Source organism: Pseudomonas sp. EGD-AK9 (assembly GCF_000465935.2).
Lineage (GTDB): Bacteria > Pseudomonadota > Gammaproteobacteria > Pseudomonadales > Pseudomonadaceae > Aquipseudomonas.
On record NZ_AVOF01000718.1, the window covers coordinates 1 to 15,662 of the forward strand.

At 64.4% G+C, this 15,662-nt stretch carries 15 protein-coding genes; 10 read left to right on the forward strand and 5 right to left on the reverse strand.

Going from position 1 to position 15,662, the window contains the following annotated elements; translation table 11 throughout:
- The coding region (locus N878_RS23170) for an MFS transporter (protein ID WP_021445882.1) at positions 1–636 on the forward strand (636 nt) is incomplete at its 5' end.
- Between the two features lie 51 nt (positions 637–687).
- On the opposite strand, the gene cysS is transcribed toward N878_RS23170, so the two are convergent.
- The gene (cysS, locus tag N878_RS23175) at positions 688–2,070 is read right to left on the reverse strand and encodes a cysteine--tRNA ligase (RefSeq protein WP_021445883.1); all 1,383 of its coding nucleotides are present in this window, start codon (positions 2,068–2,070) and stop codon (positions 688–690) included.
- A gap of 150 nt (positions 2,071–2,220) precedes the next feature.
- Positions 2,221–3,888 (reverse strand): glutamine--tRNA ligase/YqeY domain fusion protein, encoded by a 1,668-nt coding sequence (locus N878_RS23180; protein WP_021445884.1) that lies wholly within the window; start codon positions 3,886–3,888, stop codon positions 2,221–2,223.
- Between the two features lie 363 nt (positions 3,889–4,251).
- On the opposite strand from N878_RS23180, the gene N878_RS23185 reads away from it, so the two are divergent.
- Positions 4,252–4,749, forward strand: a complete 498-nt coding sequence (locus N878_RS23185) for a peptidylprolyl isomerase (protein WP_021445885.1) — start codon at positions 4,252–4,254, stop codon at positions 4,747–4,749.
- Positions 4,750–4,753: 4 nt separating this feature from the next.
- Positions 4,754–5,506: a UDP-2,3-diacylglucosamine diphosphatase gene (gene lpxH / locus N878_RS23190; protein ID WP_021445886.1), complete on the forward strand. Its 753-nt coding sequence runs from the start codon at positions 4,754–4,756 to the stop codon at positions 5,504–5,506.
- A gap of 98 nt (positions 5,507–5,604) precedes the next feature.
- Here lpxH and N878_RS23195 read toward each other — a convergent pair whose 3' ends face one another.
- A complete protein-coding gene (locus N878_RS23195; protein ID WP_021445887.1) occupies positions 5,605–6,258 on the reverse strand; it encodes a tRNA-(ms[2]io[6]A)-hydroxylase in 654 nt (217 codons plus the stop codon).
- A 157-nt stretch (positions 6,259–6,415) separates the two neighbouring features.
- On the opposite strand from N878_RS23195, the gene N878_RS23200 reads away from it, so the two are divergent.
- Positions 6,416–7,279, forward strand: a complete 864-nt coding sequence (locus N878_RS23200; RefSeq protein ID WP_021445888.1) for a universal stress protein — start codon at positions 6,416–6,418, stop codon at positions 7,277–7,279.
- Between the two features lie 128 nt (positions 7,280–7,407).
- Here N878_RS23200 and N878_RS23205 read toward each other — a convergent pair whose 3' ends face one another.
- Positions 7,408–7,884, reverse strand: coding sequence for a DUF1289 domain-containing protein (locus N878_RS23205; RefSeq protein WP_031303887.1), 477 nt, complete (start codon positions 7,882–7,884; stop codon positions 7,408–7,410).
- 404 nt (positions 7,885–8,288) lie between these two features.
- Here N878_RS23205 and acnB point away from each other — a divergent pair, with 404 nt between their 5' ends.
- From acnB to alaC, 5 genes are all read left to right on the forward strand, one after another.
- A complete protein-coding gene (acnB, locus tag N878_RS23210) occupies positions 8,289–10,889 on the forward strand; it encodes a bifunctional aconitate hydratase 2/2-methylisocitrate dehydratase (RefSeq protein WP_036988876.1) in 2,601 nt (866 codons plus the stop codon).
- A gap of 147 nt (positions 10,890–11,036) precedes the next feature.
- Positions 11,037–11,246, forward strand: a complete 210-nt coding sequence (locus tag N878_RS23215; protein ID WP_017677179.1) for a YgdI/YgdR family lipoprotein — start codon at positions 11,037–11,039, stop codon at positions 11,244–11,246.
- 227 nt (positions 11,247–11,473) lie between these two features.
- On the forward strand, positions 11,474–12,685 hold the full coding sequence (locus tag N878_RS23220; protein WP_021445891.1) for a CmpA/NrtA family ABC transporter substrate-binding protein: 1,212 nt from the start codon (positions 11,474–11,476) through the stop codon (positions 12,683–12,685).
- A gap of 18 nt (positions 12,686–12,703) precedes the next feature.
- Positions 12,704–13,282 carry an ANTAR domain-containing response regulator gene (locus tag N878_RS23225; RefSeq protein ID WP_021445892.1) on the forward strand — a complete coding sequence of 193 codons (579 nt, stop codon included), beginning with the start codon at positions 12,704–12,706 and terminating at the stop codon, positions 13,280–13,282.
- 205 nt (positions 13,283–13,487) lie between these two features.
- Positions 13,488–14,717, forward strand: coding sequence for an alanine transaminase (alaC, locus tag N878_RS23230; protein WP_021445893.1), 1,230 nt, complete (start codon positions 13,488–13,490; stop codon positions 14,715–14,717).
- Positions 14,718–14,751: 34 nt separating this feature from the next.
- Here the strand turns inward: alaC and N878_RS23235 are convergent, their stop codons facing one another.
- Positions 14,752–15,144, reverse strand: a complete 393-nt coding sequence (locus N878_RS23235; RefSeq protein WP_021445894.1) for a lipoprotein — start codon at positions 15,142–15,144, stop codon at positions 14,752–14,754.
- A 148-nt stretch (positions 15,145–15,292) separates the two neighbouring features.
- Here N878_RS23235 and N878_RS23240 point away from each other — a divergent pair, with 148 nt between their 5' ends.
- Positions 15,293–15,607: a hypothetical protein gene (locus N878_RS23240; protein ID WP_021445895.1), complete on the forward strand. Its 315-nt coding sequence runs from the start codon at positions 15,293–15,295 to the stop codon at positions 15,605–15,607.
- Positions 15,608–15,662: the final 55 nt, after the last annotated feature.

Sequence of the window (15,662 nt, forward strand, 5' to 3'; positions counted from 1 at the left end):
GCCGCCACCGGCGCACGGGCGGCCTGGGCACGCCTCGCCCATACCCTGGGCGAGGCCGGGCGCTACCGCGACCTGCTGCGTTTTTTGCTGTGCACCGTGTGCTACCAGGCCGGCATCTCGGCGGTGATCACCCTGGCCGCCATCTATGCCGACCAGGTCATGGGCTTCAGCACCCAGGACACCCTGCTACTGATCTTCGCGGTGAACGTCACCGCCGCCATCGGCGCCGTGCTGTTCGGCTGGCTGCAGGACCGTATCGGCCACCGCGCCACCCTGAGCCTTACCCTGCTGGGCTGGATCGCCATGGTCGGTCTGGTCTGGGCGGCCCAGGGGCCGCTGTTGTTCTGGCTGGCCGCCAACCTCGCTGGCCTGTGCATGGGCGCCAGCCAGTCGGCCGGGCGCGCCATAGTCGGGCTACTGGCGCCGTCGACGCGCCTGGCGGAGTTCTTTGGCCTGTGGGGCCAGGCGGTCAAGCTGGCGTCCATCCTCGGCCCCATGACCTACGGCCTGACCAGCTGGCTGAGCGGCGGCGACCACCGCCTGGCGATGCTGATCACCGGCAGTTATTTCGTCATCGGCCTGCTGATCCTGGCCAGCGTCGACCTGGAGCGCGGCCGCCGCGCGGCGCTGGCATAAACGACAAGGGCCGCTCGAAAGCGGCCCTTGTCGTGTTACCTGCGCAATCTGTTACTCGGCCAGGCGCCAGCTGGTGCCGCCCTTGCCGTCTTCCAGCACCACGCCCATGGCGGTGAGCTGGTCGCGGATGCGGTCGCTCTCGGCCCAGTTCTTCTCGGCGCGGGCCGCAAGGCGCGCGGCGATCAGCGCTTCGACCTCGGCGGCGTCGACCTTACCGGCGGCGCCGGCCTGCAGGAAGGCATCCGGCTCGAGCTGCAGCACACCGAGCACGGAGGCCAGCTGCTTGAGCTGGGCGGCCAGGCCGGCGGCAGCCTGGACATCAGTCTCGCGCAGGCGGTTGACCTCGCGGATCATCTCGAACAGCACAGCGCAGGCTTCCGGCGAGTTGAAGTCGTCATCCATCGCCGCACCGAAACGCTCGACGAATTCCTCGCCGCCGGCAGGTGCCACTTCCGGCAACCCCTTCAGGCCGTTGTAGAAGCGCTCCAGGGCGCCCTTGGCTTCCTTGAGGCTGTCTTCGGAATAGTTGATCGGGCTGCGGTAGTGGCTGGACACCAGCAGGTAGCGCACCACCTCGGGGTGGTACTTCTCCAGCACTTCGCGGATGGTGAAGAAGTTGCCCAGGCTCTTGGACATCTTCTCGCCGTCCACGCGCACCGCGCCGGCGTGCATCCAGGCCTTGGCGTAGAGCTTGCCGGTGGCCGCCTCGCTCTGCGCGATCTCGTTCTCGTGGTGCGGGAACACCAAATCCGGGCCGCCGCCGTGGATGTCGAAGGTCTCGCCCAGGCAGCAGGTGGACATCACCGAGCACTCGATGTGCCAGCCCGGACGGCCCTTGCCCCAGGGCGAATCCCAGCACGGCTCGCCGGGCTTGGCGCCCTTCCACAGGACGAAGTCCAATGGGTCCTGCTTGATCTCGTCGACCTCGATGCGCGCGCCGATCTTCAGCTCGTCGATCTTGCGGCGCGACAGTTTGCCGTAGCCTTCGAACTTGCCGACGCGGTAGTACACGTCGCCATTGCCCGGGGCGTAGGCGTAGCCCTTGTCGATCAGGGTCTGGATCATCTGGTGCATGCCGGCGATATGGCCGGTGGCGCGCGGCTCGATGTCCGGGCGCAGCACACTCAAGCGCGCCTCGTCCTCGTGCATGGCTTTGATCATGCGCTCGACCAGGGCCTCGAACGGCTCGCCGTTCTCCTGCGCGCGCTTGATGATCTTGTCGTCGATATCGGTGATGTTGCGCACGTAGGTCACATCATAGCCGCGCTGGCGCAGCCAGCGGGTGACCACGTCGAAGGCCACCATGACGCGGGCGTGGCCGATATGGCAGAAGTCGTAGACGGTCATGCCGCACACGTACATGCGCACGCTGTTGCCTTCCAGCGGCTGGAAGGCGTCCTTGGTCTTGCTCAGGGTGTTGTAAATGCTCAGCATCTTTTCAGATTCCTCAAGAACGGCTTTCAAAGCAGCGAGCGAAGATCAGGCAAGGCGAAGCGGGGTGAGGAAGCGGAATGTACTGCAGTACATGAGCATTCCGAACCTCGCTTCAACACAGCATGATCGAGCGCAGCAATTTGACAGCCGTTATTGCCCCCAGGAGTCGCGCAGGGTGACTGTACGGTTGAACACCGGCTTGCCCGGCTGCGAGTCCTTCAGGTCGGCGACGAAGTAGCCTTCGCGCTCGAACTGGAAACGCTCTTCCCGCGCAGCCTGGGCCAGCGACGGTTCGGCGCGGCAGCCGGTGAGCACCACCAGCGAATCCGGGTTGATGTTGTCGAGGAAGGTCTGGCCCTCCTCGGCCTTCTCCGGGTTGGCCGAGCGGAACAGGCGATCGTACAGGCGCACTTCGCACTCGACGCTTTCGGCGGCCGGCACCCAGTGGATCACACCCTTGACCTTGCGGCCTTCCGGGTTCTTGCCCAGGGTGTTTTCGTCATAAGAGCAGCGCAGCTCGACGATATTGCCGGCGGCGTCCTTGATCGCCTCGTCGGCGCGGATCACGTAGCTGCCGCGCAGGCGCACTTCGCCGCCCGGGATCAGGCGCTTGAAGCCGTCCGGCGGAGTTTCCTCGAAGTCGCTGGCGTCGATATAGAGCTCGCGGCTGAACGGCAGCACGCGCACGCCCATGTCCTGCTTGGGATGGCGCGGCAGTTCGAGGTTCTCGACCTGGCCCTCCGGGTAGTTGGTGATGACGACCTTGAGCGGTTTGAGCACGCACATGGCACGGGCAGCGTTGGCGTCCAGGTCCTCGCGGATGGCGAACTCCAGCATGCCGATATCCACCACGCCGCCGGCGCGGTTGACGCCGATCATGTCGCAGAAGGCGCGGATCGAGGCCGGGGTGTAGCCGCGGCGCCGGTAGCCGGACAGGGTGGACATGCGCGGATCGTCCCAGCCATGCACATGGCCTTCATCGACCAGTTGCTTGAGCTTGCGCTTGCTGGTGATGGTGTAGTTCAGGTTCAGCCGGGCGAATTCGTACTGGCGCGGCTGCGCCGGCACCGACAGGTTGGCCAGGAACCACTCGTAGAGCGGCCGATGGTCCTCGAACTCCAGGGTGCAGATGGAGTGGGTGATGCCCTCGATGGCGTCCGACTGACCGTGGGTGAAGTCGTAGCTGGGGTAGATGCACCACCTGTCGCCGGTCTGGTGGTGATGGGCGTGACGGATGCGGTAGAGGATCGGATCGCGCAGGTTGATGTTCGGCGAGGCCATGTCGATCTTGGCGCGCAGCGAGCGGGCGCCGTCGGCGAACTCGCCGGCCTTCATGCGGGCGAACAGGTCGAGGTTCTCCTCCACCGAGCGCTCGCGGAACGGGCTGTTCTTGCCCGGCTCGGTCAGGCTGCCGCGGTAGGCGCGCATCTCGTCGGCGTTGAGGTCGCAGACGAAGGCCTTGCCGGCCTTGATCAGCTCGATGGCCCAGGCATGCAGCTGGTCGAAGTAGTCGGAGGCGTAGCGCTCGCTACCGGCCCACGAAAAGCCCAGCCACTCGACGTCGGCCTTGATCGCATCGATGTATTCCTGGTCTTCCTTGGCCGGGTTGGTGTCGTCGAAGCGCAGGTTGCACTCGCCGCCGAACTCCTGGGCCAGGCCGAAGTTCAGGCAGATGCTCTTGGCATGACCGATATGCAGGTAGCCATTGGGCTCCGGCGGGAAGCGGGTGACGATCTTGGCGTGCTTGCCGCTGTCCAGATCGGCCTGGACGATGGGGCGCAGGAAGTTGGCGGCTTTTTCGACGGTGGGCTTGCTCATGGGGTCCTTAAGATCATGCTGGCGCGGCGCAGGGGGGAACCTCTAAAAACGTAGGCGAGGCAGCCAGAGCAAGGCGCAACGACCAACGGGAGTAACAGCCAAAGGCTGGCCCGAAGGGCGAGCGCCAGCGAGTCAAACAGGCGAGGAAGCGCAGTTTACGAGTTGTAAATGAGCATTCCGAGCCTGTTTTTAACGCAGCAATGGCAACGCAGGTAGTTTTTAGAGATTCCCCCTGGGTAGGCCGACTGGAACAAAGCCCGTATCATACCCAACCCGTCAACCCCCTGACAGCTGCAATGCAGTGGCCGCTCCGGCGCCCGCCCGAGCTCGGTGCCCTGCCCCATTCAAGAGTGAGTCCCCCCCATGATCAAACTGCACACCAACCACGGCGTCATCACCCTGAAGCTGTTCGCCGACAAGGCCCCGGAAACCGTGGCCAACTTCGAACAGTACGTGAAGGAAGGCCACTACGACGGCACCATCTTCCACCGCGTGATCGGCAACTTCATGATCCAAGGCGGCGGTTTCGAGCCGGGCATGAAGCAGAAGCCGACCCGCGCGCCGATCAAGAACGAAGCCAACAACGGCGTCGCCAACAAGGTCGGCACCATTGCCATGGCCCGCACCATGGAGCCGCATTCGGCCAGCGCACAGTTCTTCATCAACGTCGCCGACAACAGCTTCCTCAACCACAGCGCACCGACCGTTCAGGGCTGGGGCTACGCGGTATTCGGTGAAGTGGTCGAAGGCATGGACGTGGTCGAGAAGATCAAGGCCGTGGCTACCACCATGAAGGCCGGCCACCAGGACGTGCCGGTGGACGACGTGATCATCGAGAAGGCCGAAGTCGTCGCCGAGTAAGTCGATGATCCTGCTGATCTCCGATCTGCATCTCGAAGAGCAACGCCCGGACATCACCCGGGCGTTTCTGCATTTTCTCGCCACCCGCGCGCGCCAGGCCGAGGCGCTGTACATCCTCGGCGACTTCTTCGAAGTCTGGATCGGCGACGATGGCATGACGCCCTTCCAGCATGAAATCGCCCGCGCGCTGCGCGAACTGAGCGACGCCGGCACGCGCATCTACCTGATGCACGGCAACCGCGACTTCCTCATCGGCCAGCGCTTCTGCCGCGAGGCCGGCTGTACCCTGCTGAAGGATCCCAGCCTGGTCGAAATGGCCGGAGCGCGCGTGCTGCTGATGCACGGCGACAGCCTGTGCACCCTGGACGTCGGCTATATGAAGCTGCGTCGCTGGCTGCGCAACCCGCTGTCCTTGCTGATCCTGCGCAACCTGCCACTGGGCACCCGACAGAAGCTGGCGCGCAAGCTGCGCAACGAAAGCCGCGCGCAGACGCGGATGAAAGCCAGCGAGATAGTCGACGTCACGCCGGCGGAGGTGATGGAGGTGATGGCCGCGCACGGCGTGCGCACGCTGATCCATGGCCATACCCACAGGCCGGCGGTGCACGAACTGGACGTGAACGGCCAAGCGGCGCGGCGCATCGTGCTGGGTGACTGGGATCGCCAGGGGTGGGCGCTGCAGGTCGATGACGAGGGGTTCAACCAGGCGCCGTTCGAGCTGACGCCCACGACGCCCGACAGCCATACGACCTTGTAGGAGCGGCTGGGCGGCATTCCGCTTCAGCCGCGAACGCGCCCATCACTTCGCGGCTGAAGCCGCTCCTACATGTTTTGTGCGCGTTTTCCCGCCCGCTTTCAGGCCGGCACACCGCTATGGAAACGGAACTGCTCGTCCGCCGAGGTGATCAGCTCCTGCTCCACCGCGCGCACCACTTCGATACGCGCATCCACGTCGGCTGAGTCGCCATACAGGTAGGCGAGCTTGAGATAGCCCCGATAGTGGCGCCCTTCACTCTCCAGCAGCCCGGCGTAGAACTTGGCCAGTTCGGCATCCAGGCGCGGCACCAGGGCGGCGAAGCGCTCGCAGGAACGCGCCTCGATAAAGGCGCCGATCACCAGCACATCCACCAGCCGCTCCACTTCCCCGCCCCGCAGCAGCGCGCGCAGGCCGGCGGCGTAGCGCGAAGCGGAAACGTGGCGAACCTCGATGCCGCGGCCGCGGATGATCTTGCTCACCTGCTCGAAGTGCACCAGCTCCTCACGGGCCAAACGCGACATTCTCGCGGTCAATTCGGTCTTTGTCAGGTAGCGCCCCATCAGGCTCAGGGCCGTCTGCGCCGCCTTGTATTCCAGATTGCGGTGGTCGAGCAGGAGGATTTCCTGCTGGCGCAGGGCCTCGTCCAGCCAGGCCGCCGGGGTGGCGACGCCGCCGAGAAACTCGAGGATTTCCTGCAGGATCGACGCGCTTTCCTCGCCTTTACTCGGAATATGCTGGGCAATTGACATCATCAGGGGGCGCTCTCGAACGCTGGCGGGGTTGGCAATGGCGGGCCATTATACGAGTGAGCGCCAAGACGGCCAGCGCGCCGTTGATGCAGGTCAACAAGCCCGTCAACCGCGCACCGCTATAGTTGAATAAGTGCCACTCATTCTCAGGGAGACGACCATGCAAGCGATCCGCAGCATCCTGGTGGTAATGGAGCCGCAGCACCCGGAGGGCCTCGCGCTCAAGCGCGCGAAACTGATAGCCGGAGTCACCCAATCGCGCCTGCACCTGCTGGTGTGCGACAAGAAGGGCGAGCACAGCGCCTGGCTCAACGACCTCAGCAGCAGCCTGAGCGAGGAAGGTTTCGCCGTCTCCGCCCAGCAGGCCTGGCACGACAGCCCGTACCAGACCATCATCGCCGTGCAACAGGCCGAAGGCTGCGGCCTGGTAGTCAAGCAGCACCTGCCGGACAACCCACTGAAGAAAGCCATCCTCACCCCCGACGACTGGAAGCTGTTGCGCTACTGCCCAGGCCCGGTGCTGATGGTCAAGACCGACAAGCCCTGGACCGGCGGCACCATCCTCGCCGCGGTGGACGTGGGCAATGCCGACGGCGAGCACCGCACCCTGCACGCCGGCATCATCAGCCACGGCTACGACATCGCCGGCCTGGCCAAGGGCGAACTGCACGTGATCACCGCCCACCCGACGCCGATGCTGTCGGCGGCCGACCCGACCTTCCAGCTCAAGGAAACCATCGAGGCACGCTACCGCGAGCAGTGCAGGAGCTTCCAGGCCGAATACGAGATCGGCGACGATCGCCTGCACATAGTCGAAGGCCCGGCCGACGTGCTGATCCCGCAGATCGCCCACCAGCTCAGCGCCGTGGTCACTGTGATCGGCACCGTGGCACGCACCGGGCTGTCCGGCGCCCTGATCGGCAATACCGCCGAAGTGATTCTCGACTCGCTGGAAAGCGACGTGCTGGTGCTCAAGCCGGACGAGATCATCGCCCACCTCGAAGAGCTGGTGGCGCAACGCTGAAATAAACGCCAGCCAGACAAAAATGCCGCTCGCAAATGCGAGCGGCATTTTTTGTGCGCCGGACAAAAGCCAGGCAGTGGATCGTCGTGCACGAGCTGGCGGATTGCATCCGGGCTACCCACCCGGTCTCACACGCGCAGTTCCAGGCCTTCGCGGAGGAATTTCGGCGCGATATAGCGCTCGTAGTGCGCCTCGGAGAGCAGGAAGAACTCGCGGTCGATGGCGTCACGCAGCTCCGGCAAGGCCCAGCCACGGAACTCGGGCAGCAGCGCCATGCCGTAGGCATCGAGCTGGTTGATCACCCGCGCGCCGCGTGCGATCAGCTGGTAGGCCCAGCAATAGGGCGACTGCTGCGGCACGAAGCGGATCTGCCGCTGCTCCAGCTGGGTGCGCAGGCGCTGCTCGTCGAACACCTCGACCTTGGCCGTCATCACCTGCACCAGCAACACTTCCAGGCGCAGCCAGACGGCGCGCTTTTCCTCGTCGCCGTAGCTGTTCCAGTTGATCACCTCGTGGTGAAAACGCTTGCAACCGCGGCATACCACATCGCCGTAAACGGTCGAGCACAGACCCACGCAAGGCGTCTTGATGCGTTGATTGGACATGGAGAAGCAATATAGACAGCAGGACGGCCGAGCATGTTAGCCCTTTGTCTAAGCAAGATCACCCCCGCCAAGCCCAGGGCTTTGGCTTAACTTTATCCGCGCTTTCCATTAGAATCGGCCCGCCTTTTACGGCGCCAATGTCCGTTGGAAGCTGTTTTCAAAGCGTCACGAGCACAGTCGATCCTGCAGGTACGATGGCGGCGCAGTCACTCGGAGTCCCCCCGAGCCTCTGCGCCCGCCCTCATCAGACCCCGTCCTGCCGGCGTAAAACTTTGAAAGCAGCTTCTACAAGAGACTCGTGAAACCTCGGCTGATCGGCTCATAAAGTCGAAAAGCGCCTGGTTCATGGGTATCTGGATCGCGTCCCGGACAACCCTTTGGGACCACTGATGAGGGTAATAACTGTGCTTGAAGCCTATCGCAAACACGTAGCAGAGCGTGCCGCTCAGGGTATCGTGCCCCAGCCGCTGAACGCCGAACAAACCGCAGGCCTGGTCGAGCTGCTGAAAAACCCGCCGGCTGGCGAAGAAGAATTCCTCGTAGACCTGATCACCAACCGCGTACCGCCAGGCGTCGATGAAGCCGCCTACGTCAAGGCCGGTTTCCTCTCTGCCGTGGCCAAGGGCGAAGCCACTTCCCCGCTGATCAGCAAGCAACGCGCCGTCGAGCTGCTGGGCACCATGCAGGGCGGCTACAACATCGCCACCATGGTCGAGCTGCTGGACGACGCCGCCCTGGGCGCCGTTGCCGCCGAGCAACTCAAGCACACCCTGCTGATGTTCGACGCCTTCCACGACGTCGCCGAGAAAGCCAAGGCCGGCAATGCCAACGCCAAGGCCGTGCTGCAGTCCTGGGCCGATGGCGAGTGGTTCACCAACAAGCCGGCCATCGCCGAGAAATACAGCCTGGCCGTGTTCAAGGTGCCGGGCGAAACCAACACCGACGACCTGTCCCCTGCCCCGGACGCCTGGTCGCGCCCCGACATCCCGCTGCACGCCCTGGCCATGCTGAAAATGGCTCGCGACGGCATCGTGCCGCAGCAGCAAGGCGCCATCGGCCCGCTGAAGCAGATCGAAGAGATCAAGGCCAAAGGCTTCCCGGTGGCCTACGTCGGTGACGTGGTCGGTACCGGTTCTTCCCGTAAGTCCGCCACCAACTCGGTGCTGTGGTTCTTCGGCGACGACATTCCCTACGTGCCGAACAAGCGTGCTGGCGGCTTCTGCTTCGGCACCAAGATCGCCCCGATCTTCTACAACACCATGGAAGACGCCGGCGCCCTGCCGATCGAGTTCGACGTGTCGAACATCAACATGGGCGACGTGATCGATGTCTACCCGTACGCTGGCAAAGTCTGCAAGCACGGCACCGACGACGTCATCACCACCTTCGAACTGAAAACCCCGGTGCTGCTCGACGAAGTCCGCGCTGGCGGCCGTATCCCGCTGATCGTCGGCCGTGGCCTGACCGAGAAGGCGCGTGCCGAACTGGGCCTGGGCTCCTCCGACCTGTTCAAGAAGCCGGACCAGCCTGCTGCCAGCACCAAGGGTTTCACCCTGGCGCAGAAGATGGTCGGCAAGGCCTGCGGCGTCGAGGGCGTGCGTCCGGGCACCTACTGCGAACCGAAGATGACCACCGTCGGTTCCCAGGACACCACCGGCCCGATGACCCGCGACGAGCTGAAAGACCTGGCGTGCCTGGGCTTCTCGGCTGACCTGGTGATGCAGTCCTTCTGCCACACCGCGGCCTATCCGAAGCCGATCGACGTCACCACCCACCACACCCTGCCGGATTTCATCCGCACCCGTGGCGGCGTGTCCCTGCGTCCGGGCGACGGCATCATCCACAGCTGGCTGAACCGCATGCTGCTGCCGGACACCGTCGGCACCGGTGGCGACTCGCACACCCGCTTCCCGATCGGCATCAGCTTCCCGGCCGGTTCGGGCCTGGTCGCCTTCGCCGCTGCCACCGGCGTCATGCCGCTGGACATGCCGGAATCCGTTCTGGTGCGCTTCAAGGGCAAGATGCAACCGGGTATCACCCTGCGTGACCTGGTCCACGCCATCCCCTACTACGCCATCCAGAAAGGCCTGCTGACCGTCGAGAAGAAGGGCAAGAAGAACATCTTCTCCGGCCGTATCCTCGAGATCGAAGGCCTGGACAACCTGACCGTCGAGCAGGCGTTCGAGCTGTCCGATGCCTCCGCCGAGCGTTCGGCTGCCGGTTGCACCATCAAGTTGCCGGAAGCGGCCATCGCCGAATACCTGCAGTCCAACATCACCCTGCTGCGCTGGATGATCAGCGAAGGCTACGGTGATGCCCGTACCCTGGAGCGTCGTGCTCAGGCGATGGAAGCCTGGCTGGCCAACCCGGTACTGATGGAAGCCGACAAGGACGCCGAGTACGCCGAAGTCATCGAAATCGACCTGAGCCAGCTCAACGAGCCGGTACTGTGCGCCCCGAACGACCCGGACGACGCCCGCCTGCTGTCCACCGTGGCTGGCGACAAGATCGACGAAGTGTTCATCGGTTCGTGCATGACCAACATCGGTCACTTCCGCGCTGCCGGTAAGCTGCTGGACAAGGTCAAGGGCGGTATCCCGACCCGTCTGTGGCTGTCGCCGCCGACCAAGATGGATGCTCACCAGCTGACCGAAGAAGGCTACTACGGCATCTACGGCAAGGCCGGTGCACGTATGGAGATGCCGGGCTGCTCGCTGTGCATGGGTAACCAGGCACGTGTGGCTGCCAACTCCACCGTGGTATCGACCTCCACCCGTAACTTCCCGAACCGTCTGGGCGATGGCGCCAACGTGTACCTGGCCTCTGCCGAACTGGCAGCGGTCGCTTCGATTCTCGGCAAGCTGCCGACCGTCGAGGAGTACATGGTTTACGCCAAGGATATCGACAGCATGGCTGGCGACATCTACCGCTACCTGAGCTTCGACCAGATCGCCGACTTCCGCGAAGCGGCGGCGAACGCCAAGATCCCGGTCGTTCAGGCCTGATCAAAGCGTCGTAGAAAAAGCCCCGCCTAGTGCGGGGCTTTTTTATGCACGCACACATGGGCCTTTTGCCGCACCCGGCTTGCAGCCAGTGCGCCACCGTCTACCTTCTGAAATGGGAGCCCCCAGATCATCATTCAGGAGCACGTCATGAAGCCATGGATCATCGCCGTCCTGTGCCTGTTCGGCCTGGCCGGTTGCAGCAGCGAGTACATCATCACCACCACCGATGGCCAGATGCTCACCAGCGACGGCAAGCCGGAACTGGACAAGGACACCGGCATGCTCGAATTCACCGATAGTGAGGGCCGCAAGCAGCAGATACCACAAAGCAGCGTGAAGCAGATGCTGGAGCGCTGAACGCCTCATCCAACAGCGCATGCTCCGCGCACTGGCATATGCCTTGCTTTCTCTACATGCAGTGAGCCTCTCCGGCGACGGACAAGGCCCGAACGACAACGGCGTCGTATCCGAACTCGGCCCTTTACGGCGGTGATCGGTACGACGCCTTTTTTGTGGGCCACCCGCACAGCCCTGCAAACCTCAGCCGGCAGCTCGGAACCCAATGCGTGAATGAAGGAAGTGACATGAGCGAACAGCATATCCCTCGCGGCGACGCCCTGGCCTGGGTCGGCGGCAGCGATGCACCGGAAAAGAGCGTGCTGAACATCGGTTTCATGGCCCTGAGCGATTCCGCCTCGGTAATAGTCGCGGCCACCCAGGGCTTTGCCGAAAAATACGGCCTGAGCCTCAAACTGCAGCGCCAGGCCTCCTGGGCCGGCCTGCGCGACCGCCTGCTAAGCGGCGAGCTGGACGCCGCCCACAGCCTGTACGGTTTGATCTACGGCGTGCAGCTCGGCCTCGGTGGCGCCGCGGCAACCGACATGGCGGTGCTCATGGGGCTGAACCAGAACGGCCAGAGCATCAACCTGTCGCACACGCTGCAAAGCGCCGGCGTGACCAGCGGTGAAGCACTGCACCAGCATGCGCACCAAAATAAAGCGCGACTAACCTTCGCTCAGACCTTTCCCACCGGCACCCATGCCATGTGGCTTTACTACTGGCTGGCCAGCCAGGGCATCCATCCGCTGCGCGATGTCGACAGCGTCGTGGTGCCACCGCCGCAGATGATCGAACACCTGGAGGCCAAGCGCATCGACGGCTTCTGCGTCGGCGAACCCTGGACCGCCAAGGCCGTCGATGAACAACTCGGCTGTACCGTCACCACCATCCAGGCAATCTGGCCGGATCACCCAGAAAAGGTCCTTGGCTGCACCCGCGCCTTCGCCGAACAGCACCCCAATACCGCCCGCTCGCTGATCATGGCGGTGCTCGACGCTGCACGCTTCATCGATGACAACGAGGAAAACAAGCGCAGCACCGCCCTGCTGCTCAGCGGCAGCGAATACGTCAACGCGCCCGTCTCGGCAATCACCCCACGCTTTCTCGGCCAGTATCAAGACGGCCTCGGCCACGCCTGGCAGGACGAGCATCCGTTGCGCTTTCATGCCGGCGGCCTGGTCAACCAGCCCTACCTGTCCGATGCCATGTGGTTCATGACCCAATTCCGCCGCTGGGGCCTGCTACGCAACGACCCCGACTACCTGGGCGTGGCCCGCGAAGTTCAGCAGCTGGCCCTGTACCGCGAGGCCGCTACGGCGCTGGGAATTGCCGTGCCGGGCGAGATGCGCAGCTCCATCCTGCAGGACGGCACCTGCTGGGACGGCAGCGACCCCGCAGCCTATGCCCGCAGCTTCCGCCTCCACGCCCTGGCCGACAGCCCGGCTGTCGCCCTGTAACCGCCGGGAGAGTGAGCGATGCTGCGTATTCTTCTGATCAACGATACCCCGAAGAAGGTCGGCCGCCTGAAGTGCGCGCTGATCGAGGCCGGCTTCGAGGTCATCGACGAATCCGGGCTGACCATCGACCTGCCGGAGCGGGTCGAGGCCGTGCGCCCCGACGTCATCCTGATCGACACCGAGTCCCCTGGCCGCGACGTGATGGAACAGGTGGTACTGGTCAGCCGTGACCAACCGCGTCCGATCGTCATGTTCACCGACGAACACGACCCCAGCGTGATGCGCCAGGCGATCCAGAGCGGGGTCAGCGCCTATATAGTCGAGGGCATCCACGCCCAACGCCTGCAGCCGATTCTCGACGTGGCCATGGCCCGCTTCGAGAGCGACCAGGCCCTGCGTGCCCAGTTGCAGGCGCGCGACGCCCAGTTGGCCGAACGCAAGCGCATCGAGCTGGCCAAGGGCCTGCTGATGAAGATGAAGAGCTGCAACGAGGAAGAGGCCTACACCCTGATGCGCCGCCAGGCCATGAGCCGCCAGCAGAAGCTGATCCAGGTCGCCGAGCAGATCATCGCCATGCACGAAATGCTCGGCGGCTGAGCGCCGCTGCAGTAGCCCGGATGCAACCCGGGGCATGACGATCCGCCCCCGGGTTGCATCAGGGCCCCCAGGCGCACTGCACCGGCAATTTTCCCCGCCACTGCGCTGGACAGCAGAGCTGCCGGCGCCTTATCGTCGCCTCCGGCCAGTGCAGTGGCCAACGTCGCTCGGACGGTTCCGGGCGCTTACGTACTTCGAGGAAATCATGGCCGACAACGCCAAGCGCCGCTTTGCGCGCATCGATCGTCTCCCCCCCTATGTGTTCAACATCACCGCCGAGCTGAAGATGGCCGCCCGCCGCCGCGGCGAGGACATCATCGACTTCAGCATGGGCAACCCCGACGGCGCCACGCCGCCGCACATAGTCGAGAAGCTGGTGCAGGTCGCCCAGCGCGAAGACACCCACGGCTACTCCACCTCGCGCGGCATCCCGCGCCTGCGCCGCGCCATCTCGCGCTGGTACCAGGAGCGCTACGCGGTGGACATCGACCCGGAAAGCGAAGCCATAGTCACCATCGGCTCCAAGGAAGGCCTTGCGCACCTGATGCTGGCCACCCTGGACCATGGCGACACCGTGCTGGTGCCCAATCCCAGCTACCCCATTCATATCTACGGCGCGGTGATCGCCGGCGCCCAGGTGCGTTCGGTGCCGCTGGTGCCGGGGGTGGACTTCTTCGCCGAGCTGGAACGGGCGATTCGCGAATCCATCCCCAAGCCGAAGATGATGATCTTGGGGTTTCCCTCCAACCCCACCGCGCAGTGCGTGGAGCTGGACTTCTTCGAGCGCGTGGTGGCCCTGGCCAAGCAGTACGACGTGCTGGTGGTGCACGACCTGGCCTACGCCGACATCGTCTACGACGGCTGGCAGGCCCCCTCGATCATGCAGGTGCCGGGGGCCAAGGACATCGCGGTGGAGTTCTTCACCCTGTCCAAGAGCTACAACATGGCCGGCTGGCGCATCGGCTTTATGGTCGGCAATAAAGAACTCGTGTCCGCCCTGGCGCGGATCAAGAGCTACCACGACTACGGCACCTTCACTCCGCTGCAGGTGGCCGCCATCGCCGCCCTGGAAGGCGACCAGCAGTGCGTGCGCGACATCGCCGAGCAGTACCGCCAGCGTCGCAACCTGCTGGTCAAGGGCCTGCACGAGATTGGCTGGATGGTGGAAAAACCCAAGGCCTCGATGTACGTCTGGGCCAAGATCCCCGAGGCCTATGCCCCGCTCGGCTCGCTGGAATTCGCCAAGAAGCTGCTGGCCGAGGCCAAGGTCTGCGTCTCGCCGGGCCTGGGCTTCGGCGACTACGGCGACGACCACGTGCGCTTCGCCCTGATCGAGAACCAGGATCGCACCCGCCAGGCGCTGCGCGGGATCAAGGCGATGTTCCGCGCCGACGGCCTGCTGCCGGCGAAGAAGGCCAAGGCCGCTGACGAGTAAAGCCACCAGGGCGCCGCGAGGCGCCCTGGTCATATCAGCCGGAATAATCCAGCGCCGTCCAGGCGCGACTCAGGCCCTGGGCCAGCACGCAGCCCGGGCTGGCCAACTCCTCGTTGAACGCCGCCGGCAGCAGGGTGGTTTCCCCCTCTGCCGCGCCGTGGCGCTCGGTCAGCCATTGCAGCTTGCCGCAGTTGGGCGTGTCGATCACGTAGCTGGCGGCGATGCTCGAGTGATGTCCGGGCAGGCGGATCACGTCCAGTACCCTGCCCGCCTCCTCCACGCGCCGGCCGTCGGACACCAGCACGGCCCAGGCCTGCTCGCCCTCGATCACCAGGTAGGCGCCGTTGGCCTGCGGCCGTTCGATCTGCGGCTGGGCGCAGCCGCTCAGCACAGCCAATAGCACAATCGTCATCAGCATCTGTTGCATTGCCAATTCTCCTCTCGCAAGGCGTCCACCGTGCGGGGCGGACGGGTCGATGTCGCTGCAGTGGCCTCACTATTCACCAATACTGTTTATTTGTACAGTATTTTTCGTTTACCCTTGGTCTCTCGAACCAATGCACAGGAGCCGCACCATGCTGGACGTACTGCAGCTGAAACACCGGGTGAACCGCATGCCGCTGGAGCGGGTGCGTGAAATGGTCGAGGAACTGCAGCTCGAGGGCATCGTCACCGAGAACCGCACGCCCTTTAACCGCCAGCACTTCAACACCTGCTTCGCCGAGATCGAGGCGCTGCTGCAGCGCGCCGGCTACCACCGCCAGCTGGATGTGGTCGGCTATCAGGGCCTGGCCTACGCCCTGTTCGACCCGGCACGCTGGGAGGCGGTGGAAGTGCTGCGCTGGCTGCGCGATTTCGTCGAGGAAGCGCGCGTCCAGCCAGCCTCCTGAGCTCGGCACCTCGAACCAAAACGGCTCAGCGGCGCCCGGCCATGCACGCCATTGG

Excerpts from the sequence above, each read along its gene's own strand:
- cysS (WP_021445883.1), bottom strand. The coding sequence starts at position 2,070 with ATGCTGAGCATTTACAACACCCTGAGCAAGACCAAGGACGCCTTCCAG.
- N878_RS23180 (WP_021445884.1), bottom strand. The coding sequence starts at position 3,888 with ATGAGCAAGCCCACCGTCGAAAAAGCCGCCAACTTCCTGCGCCCCATC.
- N878_RS23185 (WP_021445885.1), top strand. The coding sequence starts at position 4,252 with ATGATCAAACTGCACACCAACCACGGCGTCATCACCCTGAAGCTGTTC.
- lpxH (WP_021445886.1), top strand. The coding sequence starts at position 4,754 with ATGATCCTGCTGATCTCCGATCTGCATCTCGAAGAGCAACGCCCGGAC.
- N878_RS23195 (WP_021445887.1), bottom strand. The coding sequence starts at position 6,258 with ATGATGTCAATTGCCCAGCATATTCCGAGTAAAGGCGAGGAAAGCGCG.
- N878_RS23200 (WP_021445888.1), top strand. The coding sequence starts at position 6,416 with ATGCAAGCGATCCGCAGCATCCTGGTGGTAATGGAGCCGCAGCACCCG.
- N878_RS23205 (WP_031303887.1), bottom strand. The coding sequence starts at position 7,884 with ATGTCCAATCAACGCATCAAGACGCCTTGCGTGGGTCTGTGCTCGACC.
- N878_RS23215 (WP_017677179.1), top strand. The coding sequence starts at position 11,037 with ATGAAGCCATGGATCATCGCCGTCCTGTGCCTGTTCGGCCTGGCCGGT.
- N878_RS23220 (WP_021445891.1), top strand. The coding sequence starts at position 11,474 with ATGAGCGAACAGCATATCCCTCGCGGCGACGCCCTGGCCTGGGTCGGC.
- N878_RS23225 (WP_021445892.1), top strand. The coding sequence starts at position 12,704 with ATGCTGCGTATTCTTCTGATCAACGATACCCCGAAGAAGGTCGGCCGC.
- alaC (WP_021445893.1), top strand. The coding sequence starts at position 13,488 with ATGGCCGACAACGCCAAGCGCCGCTTTGCGCGCATCGATCGTCTCCCC.
- N878_RS23235 (WP_021445894.1), bottom strand. The coding sequence starts at position 15,144 with ATGCAACAGATGCTGATGACGATTGTGCTATTGGCTGTGCTGAGCGGC.
- N878_RS23240 (WP_021445895.1), top strand. The coding sequence starts at position 15,293 with ATGCTGGACGTACTGCAGCTGAAACACCGGGTGAACCGCATGCCGCTG.